This window comes from Oculatella sp. FACHB-28, assembly GCF_014696015.1.
Classification (GTDB): Bacteria; Cyanobacteriota; Cyanobacteriia; order Elainellales; family Elainellaceae; genus JAAUTN01.
Genome location: NZ_JACJPJ010000106.1, coordinates 102,675 through 116,727 on the forward strand (window position 1 = coordinate 102,675; position 14,053 = coordinate 116,727).

At 47.8% G+C, this 14,053-nt stretch carries 16 protein-coding genes; 11 read left to right on the plus strand and 5 right to left on the minus strand.

The window, feature by feature from the left end:
- The 4 genes from H6F88_RS31190 to H6F88_RS31205 all read right to left on the minus strand — a co-directional run bounded on the left by H6F88_RS31190 (position 1) and on the right by H6F88_RS31205 (position 3,980).
- Positions 1-597, minus strand: coding sequence for an SRPBCC family protein (locus H6F88_RS31190; protein WP_347277769.1), 597 nt, complete (start codon positions 595-597; stop codon positions 1-3).
- A 463-nt stretch (positions 598-1,060) separates the two neighbouring features.
- Entirely contained in the window at positions 1,061-2,476 is a 1,416-nt protein-coding gene (locus H6F88_RS31195) for an NAD(P)(+) transhydrogenase (Re/Si-specific) subunit beta (RefSeq protein WP_190646711.1), read from the minus strand.
- Complete coding sequence (locus H6F88_RS31200) at positions 2,473-2,766, minus strand: NAD(P) transhydrogenase subunit alpha (RefSeq protein WP_190646712.1); 294 nt, start codon at positions 2,764-2,766, stop codon at positions 2,473-2,475. The genes H6F88_RS31195 and H6F88_RS31200 overlap by 4 nt, the downstream gene beginning before the upstream one ends.
- Positions 2,767-2,810: 44 nt before the next feature.
- Positions 2,811-3,980 (minus strand): Re/Si-specific NAD(P)(+) transhydrogenase subunit alpha, encoded by a 1,170-nt coding sequence (locus tag H6F88_RS31205; RefSeq protein WP_190646713.1) that lies wholly within the window; start codon positions 3,978-3,980, stop codon positions 2,811-2,813.
- 1,182 nt (positions 3,981-5,162) lie between these two features.
- Between H6F88_RS31205 and H6F88_RS31210 the strand changes: the two genes are divergently transcribed.
- From H6F88_RS31210 to H6F88_RS31260, 11 genes are all read left to right on the plus strand, one after another.
- A complete protein-coding gene (locus H6F88_RS31210; protein WP_199313501.1) occupies positions 5,163-5,702 on the plus strand; it encodes a DUF2808 domain-containing protein in 540 nt (179 codons plus the stop codon).
- A gap of 264 nt (positions 5,703-5,966) precedes the next feature.
- On the plus strand, positions 5,967-6,107 hold the full coding sequence (gene rpmH, locus H6F88_RS31215) for a 50S ribosomal protein L34 (RefSeq protein ID WP_190646714.1): 141 nt from the start codon (positions 5,967-5,969) through the stop codon (positions 6,105-6,107).
- Positions 6,108-6,159: 52 nt separating this feature from the next.
- Complete coding sequence (gene rnpA, locus H6F88_RS31220; protein WP_190646715.1) at positions 6,160-6,561, plus strand: ribonuclease P protein component; 402 nt, start codon at positions 6,160-6,162, stop codon at positions 6,559-6,561.
- Positions 6,551-6,943 (plus strand): PH domain-containing protein, encoded by a 393-nt coding sequence (locus tag H6F88_RS31225; protein WP_190646716.1) that lies wholly within the window; start codon positions 6,551-6,553, stop codon positions 6,941-6,943. Before rnpA ends, H6F88_RS31225 begins: the two co-directional genes overlap by 11 nt.
- A gap of 242 nt (positions 6,944-7,185) precedes the next feature.
- Positions 7,186-8,337 (plus strand): membrane protein insertase YidC, encoded by a 1,152-nt coding sequence (gene yidC / locus H6F88_RS31230; protein ID WP_190646717.1) that lies wholly within the window; start codon positions 7,186-7,188, stop codon positions 8,335-8,337.
- A gap of 9 nt (positions 8,338-8,346) precedes the next feature.
- Complete coding sequence (locus H6F88_RS31235) at positions 8,347-8,838, plus strand: R3H domain-containing nucleic acid-binding protein (protein ID WP_190646718.1); 492 nt, start codon at positions 8,347-8,349, stop codon at positions 8,836-8,838.
- Between the two features lie 180 nt (positions 8,839-9,018).
- Positions 9,019-9,522 carry a YceD family protein gene (locus H6F88_RS31240; RefSeq protein ID WP_190646719.1) on the plus strand — a complete coding sequence of 168 codons (504 nt, stop codon included), beginning with the start codon at positions 9,019-9,021 and terminating at the stop codon, positions 9,520-9,522.
- Positions 9,523-9,602: 80 nt separating this feature from the next.
- Positions 9,603-11,117: an AAA family ATPase gene (locus tag H6F88_RS31245; protein ID WP_190646720.1), complete on the plus strand. Its 1,515-nt coding sequence runs from the start codon at positions 9,603-9,605 to the stop codon at positions 11,115-11,117.
- Positions 11,117-11,596: an SH3 domain-containing protein gene (locus H6F88_RS31250; RefSeq protein ID WP_190646721.1), complete on the plus strand. Its 480-nt coding sequence runs from the start codon at positions 11,117-11,119 to the stop codon at positions 11,594-11,596. Before H6F88_RS31245 ends, H6F88_RS31250 begins: the two co-directional genes overlap by 1 nt.
- A gap of 137 nt (positions 11,597-11,733) precedes the next feature.
- A complete protein-coding gene (locus H6F88_RS31255; RefSeq protein WP_190646722.1) occupies positions 11,734-11,901 on the plus strand; it encodes a hypothetical protein in 168 nt (55 codons plus the stop codon).
- Between the two features lie 439 nt (positions 11,902-12,340).
- Positions 12,341-13,528, plus strand: a complete 1,188-nt coding sequence (locus H6F88_RS31260; RefSeq protein ID WP_190646723.1) for a peptidoglycan-binding protein — start codon at positions 12,341-12,343, stop codon at positions 13,526-13,528.
- Positions 13,529-13,536: 8 nt separating this feature from the next.
- On the opposite strand, the gene H6F88_RS31265 is transcribed toward H6F88_RS31260, so the two are convergent.
- Positions 13,537-13,992: a transcriptional repressor gene (locus tag H6F88_RS31265; RefSeq protein WP_190646724.1), complete on the minus strand. Its 456-nt coding sequence runs from the start codon at positions 13,990-13,992 to the stop codon at positions 13,537-13,539.
- Positions 13,993-14,053: the final 61 nt, after the last annotated feature.

Below are 14,053 nucleotides of genomic sequence, written 5' to 3' on the forward strand. Positions count from 1 at the left end.
TTAGTGCATTAAATAGCCAGTTCCGCAAATTAACGCCACAACGCTCAAAAGATCTTGAAAACCGTTGTTGATTGGCTTAGGAGCGGTAGAGGGAACAATTACCCCAGATGGGGAACTGCTTCGCATCGCTTGAATTTCTTGCTCTACTGCATGGGCCAGTTCCGCCGCGACTCTAGAAGCGTAAGGGCGAATAAATGACCATACAACTGGAGAGAGCCAGCCTTTGAGCGTAACAGAGTAGGATACACGAGTTCCACAGACGGTAGATTCGACCTTATAAGTCACCCGTTCCTCAACTCCAGGAATTGCTAAAATCCTGACGCTCAAAAGCTCTCTGGGCGATACTCGCTCCACAAAAATCTGAATCGGAATTGGAAATCGCCGAGTCACCGCCTGATAAATTAGCCCTGGTTTGGGGATCAATCCTTTAGGCGCATTGGTGCTAGCGAGGAGCGGGTGCCAAGACACATCCGCCAGATTGACGACTTTCTGCCACAACGCATCGACTGATGCTGAGCTAATAGCCTGATAAGTTCCAACGAGGGAACGGACCCGAGGTGAATCTCGGTGGACAAATCGAACCCAAAAGCTCAACATTGACAACTCCTCGCGCAACCAGCCACTAACAGATCGCATCATAGATTCATTCGCTTCGGGATCATCTCACCCGCGAACTCCTCTAGATTTTCCCTAGACTACTCCTCCAGGTTGTTTTTGATTGTAGTCATCTCAGCAGTCTAACCGGCAAAAATGAAGTACCGAGTACAGGACTCGTAACGTTATTTAGCAAACGAGATTAGTAAATGATCATAAATATGGCGATCGCCCAAAATATCCCATCGCTGAGAGTTCCAGCTTCATAACTAAACCCTCGACATTTAGCTATTTACTATAAGTTCTTCCCTATTTCTGCTCCATAGGTTAAGTCTGATTTGAACGAAACCGTAAAGGCGCGGCGTCCGGCAAACTTCACGCGCTATCTGCCGTTAGTTTTAATCCGAACGCCACGCTTTTAAGAGCGATTTGCTTCAGGAGTCTCAGCTTCCATAAGCGCTTTTGCTTACAGTTGCTTTACCTCAGACACAAGCTGAGCCACCACGTCTTTGGCACCGCCAAACAGCATCATGGTTTTGTCTTTATAAAACAGCTCGTTTTCAACACCCGCAAAACCAGCGCTCATGCCCCGCTTAATTACGATGGTGTGCTGAGCTTTGTCTACCTCTAGAATTGGCATTCCATAGATTGGGCTGTTGGCATCACTTCGTGCAGCAGGATTCACCACATCGTTTGCCCCAATTACAAGGGCGACATCAGTACGCTCAAATTCTGGGTTGATGTCATCCATGTCATGAAGCTGAGGATAAGGAACATTTGCCTCGGCTAACAGTACGTTCATATGACCGGGCATTCGTCCGGCAACTGGGTGAATTGCATACTTGACCTCGACCCCCATCTTTTCTAGCTGGTCTGCCAGTTCTCTAACGGTGTGCTGGGCCTGAGCAACTGCCATGCCATATCCAGGCACAATTACTACCGATCGGGCATAGCCCAACATCATTGCGCCTTCCTCAGCTCCAATTGAACGAACAATTTTGTCTTGCTGAGTGCCGCTGGCTCCTCCAGTCGCCTTGGTAGCGCCACCAAATGCGCCAAACAAAACGCTAGCAATGGAGCGGTTCATCGCTTTACACATAATTTGCGTCAGGATGATACCTGAAGCGCCAACCAGTGCCCCTGCAATGATCAGCATGTTGTTCATCAGGACAAAGCCTGCGGCACTGGCTGCCAAGCCGGAGAAGGAGTTCAACAGCGAGATAACGACTGGCATATCTGCGCCACCGATAGGCAGCACAAACAGTACTCCCAAAAGCAGAGAGATTCCATTAATGACCAGGAAGACAGTTGGGTCGGGGGCTGTCGCAACTAAGTAGGCACTACCTGCCAGGAAGCCAATCAGCAAGAGAACGTTGATTGGTTGCTGAAGCGGATAGGTAACTGGGGAACCGCTGACCAGACCTTGCAATTTGGCGAACGCCAGGAAGCTGCCCGTGAGGGTAATGTTGCCGATCAAAACGCTGAGAATAATCGTGATGGTGGCATCTAGTGGAATGGTTTCGCCGATACCCATCAGCCGCCAATATTCACCGACTGCGATCAGGGTAGAAGCTGCACCGCCTAAGCCGTTGAGCAAGCCCACCATTTGAGGCATGGCGGTCATTTCGACTCTTTGAGCGGCGATCGCCCCGACCAATGATCCAATCACCACACCCAGCAAAATCATCTGGTAATTCAACACCGACTGATTCAGCAGGGTGGCAACAACTGCTAGAAACATCCCGATCGCTGCAATCAGGTTTCCCCGACGCGCAGTGGCAGGTGAACCCAATTGTTTTAACCCAACAATAAATAGGGAAGCTGCAACCAAGTAAGTAATTTCAATTCCAGTTGGCAAAAACTCTGTAAACCCGCTGTTCATGCCTTCACCTCTTTCTTCTTAAACATTTGCAACATCCGATCGGTCACCAGAAAACCGCCCACAACGTTGACGGTTGCCAAAACCACTGCGATCAAGCCCAAAATGACGGTGACGTTCCACTCTTGAGCTCCAGCAATTAGCACTGCGCCAATTACAGCAATTCCAGAGATCGCGTTCGCACCCGACATCAGGGGTGTGTGCAGGGTTGGCGGCACCTTATTGATCACTTCAAACCCAACGAACGAGGCTAAGACAAATACAACCAGACCAGTCAGTAATCCTGCTGCCATAAAGTCAAAAATTCCTACTTACAAACACATTTCTCGCAAACTTCTTACAGCGCTGAAGGTTGAGGACTAGGGACCCCCAGAGCTTCACGTACCCGTTGATTACGAATTTCTCCAGCGTGGACAACGCAAGCGCTGTTTACAATGTCGTCGTCAAAGTTGAGTTGCAGTGCGCCATCTTTGACGAGGTACTGCACCAACGTCAGCAAGTTTTTGGCGTACATCTGGCTAGCATGAATCGGCATGGATGCAGGCAAGTTGATCGTCCCGATGATGGTTACGCTGTGATGCACTACGTCTTTGCCCGGTTCAGTGCAGGCGCAGTTGCCACCTTGATCTGCTGCCAGGTCCACGATTACAGAGCCAGGTTTCATCTGGTTGACCATTTCTTCGGTGACGAGCAGAGGTGCTTTTTTCCCAGGTACCTGAGCTGTTGTGATTACGACATCAGATTGGCGAACGTGTTCGGTAACGACTTCGCGCGATCGCTGCTTAGCTGCTTCCGAAACTTCTTTGGCATAGCCACCTGCTGCAACGGTGTCTTCCTCTAGCTTCACCTCGACAAATTTGGCACCTAGACTTTGCACCTCTTCCTTCACCGCAGGACGAATATCAAAGGCTTCGACCACTGCGCCCAAACGACGGGCAGTGGCGATCGCCTGCAATCCGGCGACTCCAGCCCCCATGACAAACACCTTTGCTGGAGCGATCGTTCCGGCTGCGGTTGTCAGCATTGGGAAGAACTTGGGTAGGGCCGCTGCTGCGATCAAAGTCGCTTTGTAACCTGCCACCCCAGCCTGAGAAGAGAGGGCATCCATACTTTGGGCCCGACTGGTACGGGGGATCATCTCCATGCTGAAAGCTGTTACTTTGCGCTCGGCTAAGTGTTGAATTACTTCGGGCGTTCCCAAGGGATTTAGGAAACTGATCAGAATAGCCCCTTCTCGCAACAAATTAACCTCAAGCTGTCCGTTCTCCCGCTCTTGGGGTGGTCCAACTTTTAGCAAAATGTCGGCTTCACCCCAAAGTTGAGCTGCATCTTGGACAATTCTTGCGCCTGCCGCCTCATAGTCAGCGTCGGGAAAATAGGCTCGCTCTCCTGCCCCAGCCTCTACCAAAACCTCTAAGCCCTGCTTCACCAAACGAGCAACCGTATCGGGGATCACAGCGACCCGACGCTCTCCAACCTCAATTTCTTTAGCGATCGCTATCTTCATGAATTCTCCTTAATCATGTTGTGAATTCAAACAATCAACAGAAGCAGTTATTTTTGTTGTTCAACGCACTGCACTATGCGGCTGAAACTGACCGCCTCTGCTGCCAGAAGCACGAGCTATCGAAATAGCCCTAAATTTATGCTTCTTAAAAAGTTCATGCCTTAGAGCTAGTAGGGAGCAGAGCCAAATTACCCCTGAAGCCTCTCTGCTGCCTCTGTTTGCTCACTTGCAAAGTCTTAAGCAACCTCGTTGGCTAGAAGTTCTCACTTAAAAGAGATGTAGCTGTGAATTACACTGACTGACTCGCACTAATTGACTCGCTCACATCTTTAACGTTTTGTTCCCAGTCCTGCGAACTTGTCTGCTCTACTTGATCTAAATGTAATTGATCTAGCTAGATGTAGTCGGTTTCGTAAGCGCAACTTATTAATACCTGGCGAATATTTAAGCTGAGAACTTTGTTCATGGAGATCCAAGTAGATTTTTAGATCTGAACAATGTCCGTTGCGGATAATGTGTACAGATCGTTATGCATCTTAGATGGATTCTTTGAAGTCAATCTATATCTTCAACTTGTCTTATAGATCACGTAAATTCTTGTGTCTATAGCCCTTAGTTCCTACTCATAGAAGGACTAGACTCTTCGAACCGGAGAATTGTGGAGCCAGCGTTTCAGGGCCTTCCAGGCTTTTGTACTGCTGCCCTCATTCTCTAAAAGCTGCCTTTAAACCTAACTTAGTCTGAGAGTCTTCACTAAATACCCTGTAAGCCCGTGTTTAACGGAACCTTGGTAATTCTGAAGGAAGCTGATACTTCAATTTTTTATAAAAGTGCTCAAACAAGAAACAATTCGACCGAAACAAGAGTGGATTAAAATATCAAATTCTTTTGACCATTTCAGCATTACTTCTTGATGAGAATATTTACGTTCGACTACATTTCGTCATACGCTGGCAATCGCTCCTATTACCCGAACTACTCATGCTTGAGCACAGAAGCTAAGCATAAAAATTGAGACATACTAGATGTAGCTAGACAAAGTTTAGATCGCGGCACTTTTTCTGCCCGATTGCGTCGATCAGCTAGTGAATTATCCAAATACTATGCCAAGCCTGCTAAAGTCAGAGTTGGTGAAGTTCTGTGATCCAGATCGTTAAATATTATTATTCAGGTGTAAGGTTCATGTCTTCCAAAGGCTCATCCATCCGTCGTCTACTCTCGGTTTTTGCAGCCACAAGCTGTCTAGTGGCGGGGGTTTCTGCTGTTGGTCTAGCTCAAGGTACGCAAGGGCTGACCATTTTTAGCGGAGTTGACCGAGAGTACCAGCTAGGCTATCGCCTTGATTATGATGGCGAACCTAACCGCTTTGATCGTTACCGTCTTCGGGTTCCTGCTGACAAAATGGAGCTAGCGGTGGCCCAATTCGCCATCACCTACCCCGACACCTACAGGGGCACATTTGATCCAGACGAAATTGAGATTCGCATTGACGGCGATAGCATTCCCCTCAGCGAAGTCACCTGGGATGAGGAAAATCGCGTCATCGAGATTTATCCAGAAGAGCCTGTTCCTTCTCGAACACGGGTTGAGTTAGTCTTCTCTAACGTCCGAAACCCTAATTTTTCTGGCACTCACTATTTCAACTGTCTAGTTCGTTCTCCCGGAGATCTACCACTACTGCGTTATGTTGGCACCTGGATCGTGACTATTGGCAGATCGTAATTAACCTGCTGTGGGTACTGCTCGTGTAAAGGCAATTCGTTACGTCTCTTCAAGCATACGAATTGCATCTAATAGTTCAGTTCTGCCTCACGTTAACGACACCCCTTAAACCGCTAGATTGCTCTAGCGGTTCTTGCTGTTTGGGTTAGTTAGCTTTCCAATATCTAGCTTAGATTCAGTTTAAAGGGGTTTTCACTGTTGCCTGAGGTGATATGATGGTGGACTGTGAGTTTTTGATTGTGAAGAAGTTTGGAGTAGTTTCGTATGACTAAGCGAACCTTGGGCGGCACTAGCCGTAAGCGGAAAAGAACTTCTGGATTTAGAGCCAGAATGCGCACTCAAACTGGGCGGCGCGTTATCAAAGCAAGACGGCGGAAAGGGCGCTTGAGACTTTCAGTCAGCTAGGATTTGTGCGTCCAGTGCAAACCTGCGTTAAAGCAACGTAAGTGGTGTAAAAGTGGCTTTGCCCAAGGTTCATCGACTTCGACATCGCCAAGATTTTGGCGCAGTTTATCGATCGGGTCTGCGGCGTTCTACTCCTCACCTCACCCTGATAGCGTTAAAGCGGCGATCGCCCAAAGCAAACTGCGAAGGCGAAGCGACTTTTGTGCAATCTAAGGAAGTGCCATTCACTCAAATTGGTATTTCGATTAGCCAAAAAGTTAGCAAGCGCGCCGTTGTCCGTAACCGAATTAAGCGACGAATTCGGTCAGCGATGCAGCAGCTTTTACCTGAAATGCTTCAAGGTTGGCAGATTGTAATCGTGGTGAAACCGCCTGCGACTCAGTGCGATTATGGGCAACTTCTGCAAGAATTAGAACAGTTATTAAAAAAAACTGAGGTCGTGGATGGGCATTAAGGAAGAGGTGTTCTTTGAGGGTGGTCCCCATATCGGTGATCTAATAATTAATCTGCTGCTTGGCTTGACAGTTATATGCTTGCCACTGACAGTTGGCGCAATTGTTCGTGCCCTTTGGCTGCGCTATCGGATCACAGACCGCCGAATCTCAGTAATAGGGGGATGGCTAGGGCGCGATCGCTCTGATGTGATCTACTCCGAAATTACTAAGGTCGTTACTGTTCCTCGCGGACTGGGCGCTTGGGGCGATATGGTTGTAACCCTCAAAGACGGTAGCCGCCTAGAACTCAGAGCTATACCTCGGTTTCGGGAACTCTACGATTACATTAATGAGCATCTGTCAACCAAGGCTCAGCAGGTTAGCGGTTCACTAGGAAAGTAAGTCGAGAGCAGTAGATCTAGATAGGTTTACAACACATCCTTACTTCCTGCTAGCTGGGTTGGTTTAGACGTTCGCTTAGGGATGGTATGTACGGCAATTACCCTTTCCAAAAATTGCCTCTGAACGCTCCCATTGAAGTGAATCAGCGTGTTTGTTCAGTATGCCCATTGACTTACAGGTTGATTAATAATCAGATAGATTAGACTCAAGTAACTCAGAGTACGTAGGTTGACATAGAGCACATGGATTTTGGTGTCGGGTTTCTTTCCAACAATGTGATGCTGCCGATCCTGGATTTTTTCTACGGGATTGTGCCGAGCTATGGTCTAGCCATCGTGGCTCTGACATTAGTCATTCGTTTTGCCCTTTATCCTCTTAGCGCAGGCTCAATTCGTAGCATGAGGCGGATGCGTGTCGCTCAGCCCGCGATGCAGAAGCGAGTCAAAGAAATCCAGGAGCGCTACAAAGAGGAACCTGCTAAGCAGCAGGAGGAGATGAGCAAGGTCTACAAGGAATTTGGCAATCCCTTAGCAGGGTGTTTTCCAGTTCTTTTACAAATGCCCATCCTGTTTGCTCTGTTTGCAACCCTGCGTGGATCACCCTTCTCTGACATTAACTATTCCGTTAATCTGCAAATTTTCCCATCTGAGCAGATTGAGCAGATCCAGCCGCAAGCGTTTGTCACTAAACCACAAAACATATACGTTGCTGACGGCATTCATGCTCCTGTGTCTGCGGTAATTCCGGGAGGAAACCGGTTAGCGATAGGCGAGAAAACCAGCATTGAATTTCAAACTGCTGAAGGGACACCACTCAAACAGCTTTTGGATGATTACCCTGAAACGCAAATTTTGCCAGCTTGGAAAGTTACCAAAGGCGAAGAACTAGTTCGGTTTGACAAAAACGGGAACTTAGAAGCTCTCAGCCCAGGTGAAGTAACCCTTCAAGGTACAGTTCCCGGTCTAGCTGCAAATAAAGGATTTCTGTTTATTGATGCACTGGGTCGAGTTGGTGCCTTCGACGAAGATGGAGCAATCCATTGGGATATCGTCGGTATGGTGATCTTCTTTGGATTAAGTCTCTACGTCAACCAGCTGCTTTCTGGACAAGGAGCTAGCTCCAATCCCCAGCAAACGGCTGTGAACAAAGTCACGCCCGTACTGTTTTCGGGAATGTTCCTATTCTTCCCGCTGCCTGCTGGCGTACTGATGTACATGGTGATTGCAAACATTTTTCAAACGCTGCAAACGTTTATCTTGTCGCGAGAACCTCTGCCTGAAAACCTTCAGAAGATTGTAGATGCTGAGGAAAAAGCAGCAGGCAAATCTTCCGATAGCGACGATGGTAGAGAATCTCTTCCGTTTGAGCCAAAGCGTTCTAAGAAAAAGGCGTGATGATTGCTTATGGATGAGAGTCAGTTGCGGCGCGGACAAGAGTGGTTGGAGAAATTGCTGGGGCTAGCTGGCTTGCCTGCTACGGTTGGTACGGATGCAGAGCAGATTCAGCAGGAGGGCAGCTATTGGTTAGTCATTGATTCTGCGCCTCTGACTTCTGAGCAAATTGAAACTCTGGTTGGTGCAGATGGATCTGTTTTAGATGCAGTTCAATACCTGACCAACACAACCCTTAATCTAGGTCAACCAGAAGATCAGCAGTGTGCTTACACGGTTGAGCTAAATGGTTATCGTGCTAAGAGGCAAGCCGAGCTACAGGCAATGGCTGAGCAGGCGGCAGCTAAAGTACGTGAAACAGGTGAAGAGTTTGAGATGGTTGCGTTATCTTCTGCTGAGCGCCGTCAAGTCCACACTTTTCTCAAGCCCTTCGAGGATTTAGAAACTTACAGTCGAGGACGAGAACCCGATCGTCGCCTAGTCGTTCGCCGTTCGCAAAGCTAAGGCAGTACTTCATATAGAGCAATCCGAAGTCACTAGCGTAAAACTCCGTTAAGCTCCGTTTTTAGATCTTTCTAGAAATTTTGCTAGAAGTATGAGCGGAGTTAGATTTCATCAATGGACTGAACCTGTTAGGATTGATAGTTGATTGAGCGAAAGGCGGTCTTATAGGATCGCTCACTCATGGAAACAATTTACATTCCACAATTAGCTAAAGCGCCTGAGCAAACAGACCACGTTCAGGTTAAGGAATATTTTCCAGCTTTAGAAACCCTGACTCCTGTCCAGGGAAGTTTGCAGGTAACTCATCGAGGAAATTACCTGGAGGTTTCTGCTCATGTAGAGACGATCGTCACCCTGACTTGCGATCGCTGCCTTCAGCAATATAACCATCGGCTTTCCATTGATCCGGTTGAGCTAATTTGGTTAGAAGAGCCAGATGAGGACGAAGATGAGCTTTTGGTTGAGCGCGAAGTTCCACTAGAAGATTTGGTGGAGACGATATCACCGCAGGGCTACTTTAAGCCAGACGAGTGGCTCTATGAGCAGCTTTGTCTGGAAATTCCACAGCGCCAAATTTGTGATGCTGCCTGTGCCGGTATTCAAATTGATCCCCAAGATGTCGAACCGCCAACCGATCGCCGCTGGGCTTCCCTAGAAGCATTGAGAAAGCAAATATCAAACTAACCACTGAATTGAGAATTCGGTTTTTAGGATTGGGCAGACGTTCAATCGATCTTCAACTGACCCTTAACTTCCACCTCTGAATGAGCTTTAGCGACGAGTTTGAACTTCTGTTGCGTGCCCGCTACCCACTGATTTATATTCCTACACGAGAGGAAGAGCGAGTAGAAGGGGCGATCACTGCATCTGCTAAGCAGCAGGGCAACCGCGCTGTTTACATCTGGGATTTTGTGGATGGTTATCAGGGCAACTTAAACGATGCTGGCTTTGGGCGACGCAATCCGCTACAGGCATTAGAACTGATCGAAAAATTACCTGCCTCTGCATCAGCAGTCTTCATCTTGCGCGATTTCCATCGTTTTTTGGAAGATGTAGCCATTTCGCGTAAGCTGCGAAACCTAGCGCGTTTGCTCAAGTCTCAGCCCAAAAATGTTGTAATCATTTCGCCTCTAGTATCCATCCCAGATGACCTGAGTGAAGTGTTGACCGTACTGGAGTTTCCTCTACCTGGCACGGCTGAGATCAAGGTGGAGATTGAGCGGCTGTCAGCCGCAACAGGACAGTCTTTAGACGGGCGGACCTTAGATGACTTGGTGCGCTCTTGCCAGGGATTATCAATCGAACGGATTCGCCGAGTTTTGGCACGGGCGATCGCCACTCACGGCAAGCTTCAACCTGAAGACGTGGATCTGATTTTAGAAGAAAAGCGCCAAACTATTCGCCAAACCCAGATTCTTGACTTTTACCCAGCAACGGAGCAAATTTCTGATATTGGCGGCTTAGACAACCTGAAAGACTGGTTATTGCGCCGAGGCAGTGCTTTTTCTGAACGAGCAAGACAGTACGGATTACCTCATCCCAGAGGGCTGTTGTTGGTAGGCATTCAGGGAACTGGTAAATCGTTGACGGCAAAGGCGATCGCCCACCACTGGCATCTGCCACTGCTGCGTCTAGATGTCGGTCGGCTATTTGCTGGACTCGTTGGAGAATCTGAATCGCGTACCCGACAAATGATTCAGCTTGCAGAGGCTTTGGCTCCCTGCATTCTTTGGATTGATGAAATCGACAAAGCTTTCTCAGGCTTAGATGGCAGAGGTGACTCTGGCACCACGAGCCGTGTGTTTGGTACTTTTATCACCTGGTTAGCTGAAAAATCATCTCCCGTGTTTGTCGTTGCCACTGCTAACAACATTCAGATGTTGCCACCAGAAATGTTGCGACGTGGGCGATTCGACGAAATCTTCTTTGTTGGCTTACCAAACCAGGAAGAGCGCAGAGCAATCTTTTCGGTTCACCTGTCTCGCCTGCGTCCTCATAATTTAAGGAGTTATGATCTAGACCGTCTGGCGTATGAAACGCCAGATTTTTCTGGAGCTGAAATTGAACAAATTTTGGTTGAGGCGATGCATATTGGGTTTAGCCAGAATCGGGACTTTACTACCGATGATGTGCTAGAGGCAGCCAGTCAAATTATTCCTCTAGCCCGAACCGCTCAAGACCAAATCCAGCTTTTGCAGGAATGGGCAGCAGCAGGCAAAGCACGTCTGGCCTCCAGGCAAAGCAGTTTAGGTAGTCGTATTCAACACCAGTCGTTGTGATGAGTTGGTCCGGAGTTGTAAAGTTTTTCACTGGGTTTGTGCTGGCGATCGCTGTCCTGTTTTTTGCAGGAGTTAGCACGACGCGTTACTTAATCACCCGATTTACAACACCACCACCCAGACCAACCTTTCCTAACGATCCTTCTCCAGCTCCGCCAGAAGCTGCTCGGCCTCAGAGTACAACTCCTGCTGAGCCTCCTCCTGCCACTCCCCTCACTGAGGCAGTTCAACCTACTCCTACACCATCAGCAACCCCTGCTATCCCCCCTGGTGCTTACGAGGCTCAGGTAACACAGCCTATAGGATTGATTGTGCGGCAGGAACCCAATCAGGATGCAGAGCAAATTGGGGGTATAGGGTATGACGAGCAGGTAGTCGTGCTGGAAGAAAGCTCTGATGGAGCATGGATAAAAGTTCGGCTATCCGGAAGCAACCTAGAAGGTTGGGTTAAATCAGGCAACACGGAACGGTTGAACTAGAGATCAATCGCAGCCATCTTGTTAAGAACATTAACCGAATCTGAACCTTGATTACAAAATTCCTACACCACTCTAAAGGGGGAAAACAGGAATGGTAGGTTGATTAATGTCTCATGAACCATTAATCAACTTTGAACATGTACGATAGATCAAAGAAGGATTGGGTTAGTGCTGCTGTTACTGCTGGCTTGGGTGCAGGGGTCATTACTTCTTTTGCCGTTAACCAAGGCCAGCACCCTGCGATCGCACTAGGAATCACTGGTTTTGCAATCGTTGTAGCTTTGATTGTTGACCACTACGCATAGCTTCATACCCCAATTTTATTGAGGGCTACCCGTTCCGTACAATTAATTCTTTTTAACTAAAAGGTTAGAGATACTCTTCTTACAGAGATAATCTCTAACCTTTACTATTTTGCTTGACCGAGTATCTAGTAGCTTGGAGCCATCGTACAAAAAATTATTAATTCGACGTTAGGGATATCCTCGGTTGCTCCGCCGTTCAAAAGAGTTTAGATACCCAACCTTCAGTCTAAATTGCTGTTTGACTTAATCAGCACTTGACGTATTCATCATCTATGAAAAATAGTGGGAAAAGCCAAGTCAGTTTAATAGAATCCGGCTAATCCTAAGCGAGAGATTTCGCCTTAAAGAGCCATCGTTCTCCAAAAATCAAACAAATGAGCTATGTCTAGATTTGCTGAAATAGCATAAAATACATGCCAAAAGAGTGTGAGAATTTGAAGTGCAAAAGGTTCTGAACTGGACTGTTCCACAAATGCATAGCCACAAAAGTTTGGGATTCCTCAATTGCCAGCGCGCTGACGGTTTTCTGCTTCGTCTGCTATGTCTTACCAGTGTCTTGGCTATTAGCAGCATCAGCCCAGTTCGAGCTGTTCAACCTGAGCCTGAAGGCGATCGCACTTTTACTTCGACACCTCCAGCAGAAATTCTTCCAGAGAGCCCCATTCTACTAAGTCAAAGTTTTGGCACAACTTTGCAACTGGGCGACAGCGGTGATGCAGTTACCCAGCTTCAAGTCCGGTTAGCGGAGTTGGGTTACTTTCAGGGTACTCCTAGCGGTATTTTTGGTCCAAGCACCGAAAGTGCCGCAACTCAGTTTCAGCAGGATAATGGGCTCGTTGCTGATGGTGTTGTTGGACCCGCAACACAATCGGCTCTTGGCGTTGCAGCGAGCACATTATCTACACCATCTACTGTAGATGGTGTACTACAGACGGGTAGTAGTGGGGAGTCCGTGACCCAGCTTCAAACTCGGCTAGCAGAACTGGGATATTTTCAGGGCTCACCAACTGGAAACTTTGGACCAGCCACCGAAGCAGCTGTAATTCAGTTCCAGCAAGCAAACGGACTGAATGCAGATGGTGTCTTTGGGACTGAAACAGCAAATGCGCTTTACGGAGCCTTTACCCCTACAATACCTGCCCAAACCGCGACTCCAGTACAAACCTTTAGTCCTACTGCTAGCGCTAACGACGGAATCTTACAATTGGGTGATGTGGGACCTGATGTAACTGATTTGCAGCAGCGACTGAGTAACCTCGGCTACTATCGAGGGACAATTGACGGCAGTTTTGGTGAAGGAACACAGTCCGCAGTTACCCAGTTTCAGGAGCGAAATGGGCTAGTCGCTGATGGCATTGCTGGACCTCTTACCCTTTCAACAGTTAGAAATGCAAGTCCAAGTGAGTCAACGGCTCGGCGATCTACAGCTACTCAGGTGTCCAATACAGCGGGACAACCATCGGGACGATTTAGCGTGTTGGAATTACAAAGACGGTTGCAACGCCGAGGATTTTACTCTGGACCATTAGATGGAGAATTGGGCGCTGGAACCAGACAAGCCGTCTCCGCCGCTCAGCGTGAATACGGACTTAGCGCTGATGATATTCTCAATGGGCGGTTTCGCTGATTCTAGGCTCAAATCGGTAGCAAGGCACGCTGGCAAGCTGGGCAAACTGCATGGATTGTCAATTGACAATCGAGTAAGTGATACCCCTCCTTCTGAGCAGTTTTAGTTCCCGTCTTTAAAATTGAATCGTTCTTAAACTCAATTGTCTTGTTACATCTGACACAAATCAGATGATGGTGGTGATGTGGGTAGGGCTGATTGAGCTCATAGTGTTTATGTCCTTCAGCCAGTTCAAGCTCCCTTAAAATGCCCATGCGAGCCATTAACTTGAGTGTCCGATAAATCGTTGACAAGCTAATATTCTCACCCTCACCTTGCAGCAGATGATAAAGCTCCTCTGCACTCAGGTGTTTTGCTTTTGGAAGATTTTGAAATACTTGCAGGATGGTTTCACGTTGAGGCGTTAAACGCCAGCCTCGGTCGTTTAGTTCTGACTTGAGTGAGGTTGCTGTATACAATGCCATATTGACCTTCTCAATAAAGCCTCTCTAATGAGAATGATACACAATCAATTCGTTATTTTCA

Coding starts and splice junctions, on each gene's coding strand:
- H6F88_RS31235 (WP_190646718.1), top strand. CDS start 8,347: ATGGATGAGAGTCAGTTGCGGCGCGGACAAGAGTGGTTGGAGAAATTG.
- H6F88_RS31265 (WP_190646724.1), bottom strand. CDS start 13,992: ATGGCATTGTATACAGCAACCTCACTCAAGTCAGAACTAAACGACCGA.
- H6F88_RS31255 (WP_190646722.1), top strand. CDS start 11,734: ATGTACGATAGATCAAAGAAGGATTGGGTTAGTGCTGCTGTTACTGCT.
- H6F88_RS31240 (WP_190646719.1), top strand. CDS start 9,019: ATGGAAACAATTTACATTCCACAATTAGCTAAAGCGCCTGAGCAAACA.
- H6F88_RS31195 (WP_190646711.1), bottom strand. CDS start 2,476: ATGAACAGCGGGTTTACAGAGTTTTTGCCAACTGGAATTGAAATTACT.
- H6F88_RS31245 (WP_190646720.1), top strand. CDS start 9,603: ATGAGCTTTAGCGACGAGTTTGAACTTCTGTTGCGTGCCCGCTACCCA.
- yidC (WP_190646717.1), top strand. CDS start 7,186: ATGGATTTTGGTGTCGGGTTTCTTTCCAACAATGTGATGCTGCCGATC.
- H6F88_RS31200 (WP_190646712.1), bottom strand. CDS start 2,766: ATGGCAGCAGGATTACTGACTGGTCTGGTTGTATTTGTCTTAGCCTCG.
- H6F88_RS31250 (WP_190646721.1), top strand. CDS start 11,117: ATGAGTTGGTCCGGAGTTGTAAAGTTTTTCACTGGGTTTGTGCTGGCG.
- rpmH (WP_190646714.1), top strand. CDS start 5,967: ATGACTAAGCGAACCTTGGGCGGCACTAGCCGTAAGCGGAAAAGAACT.
- H6F88_RS31225 (WP_190646716.1), top strand. CDS start 6,551: ATGGGCATTAAGGAAGAGGTGTTCTTTGAGGGTGGTCCCCATATCGGT.
- H6F88_RS31190 (WP_347277769.1), bottom strand. CDS start 597: ATGTTGAGCTTTTGGGTTCGATTTGTCCACCGAGATTCACCTCGGGTC.
- H6F88_RS31210 (WP_199313501.1), top strand. CDS start 5,163: ATGTCTTCCAAAGGCTCATCCATCCGTCGTCTACTCTCGGTTTTTGCA.
- H6F88_RS31205 (WP_190646713.1), bottom strand. CDS start 3,980: ATGAAGATAGCGATCGCTAAAGAAATTGAGGTTGGAGAGCGTCGGGTC.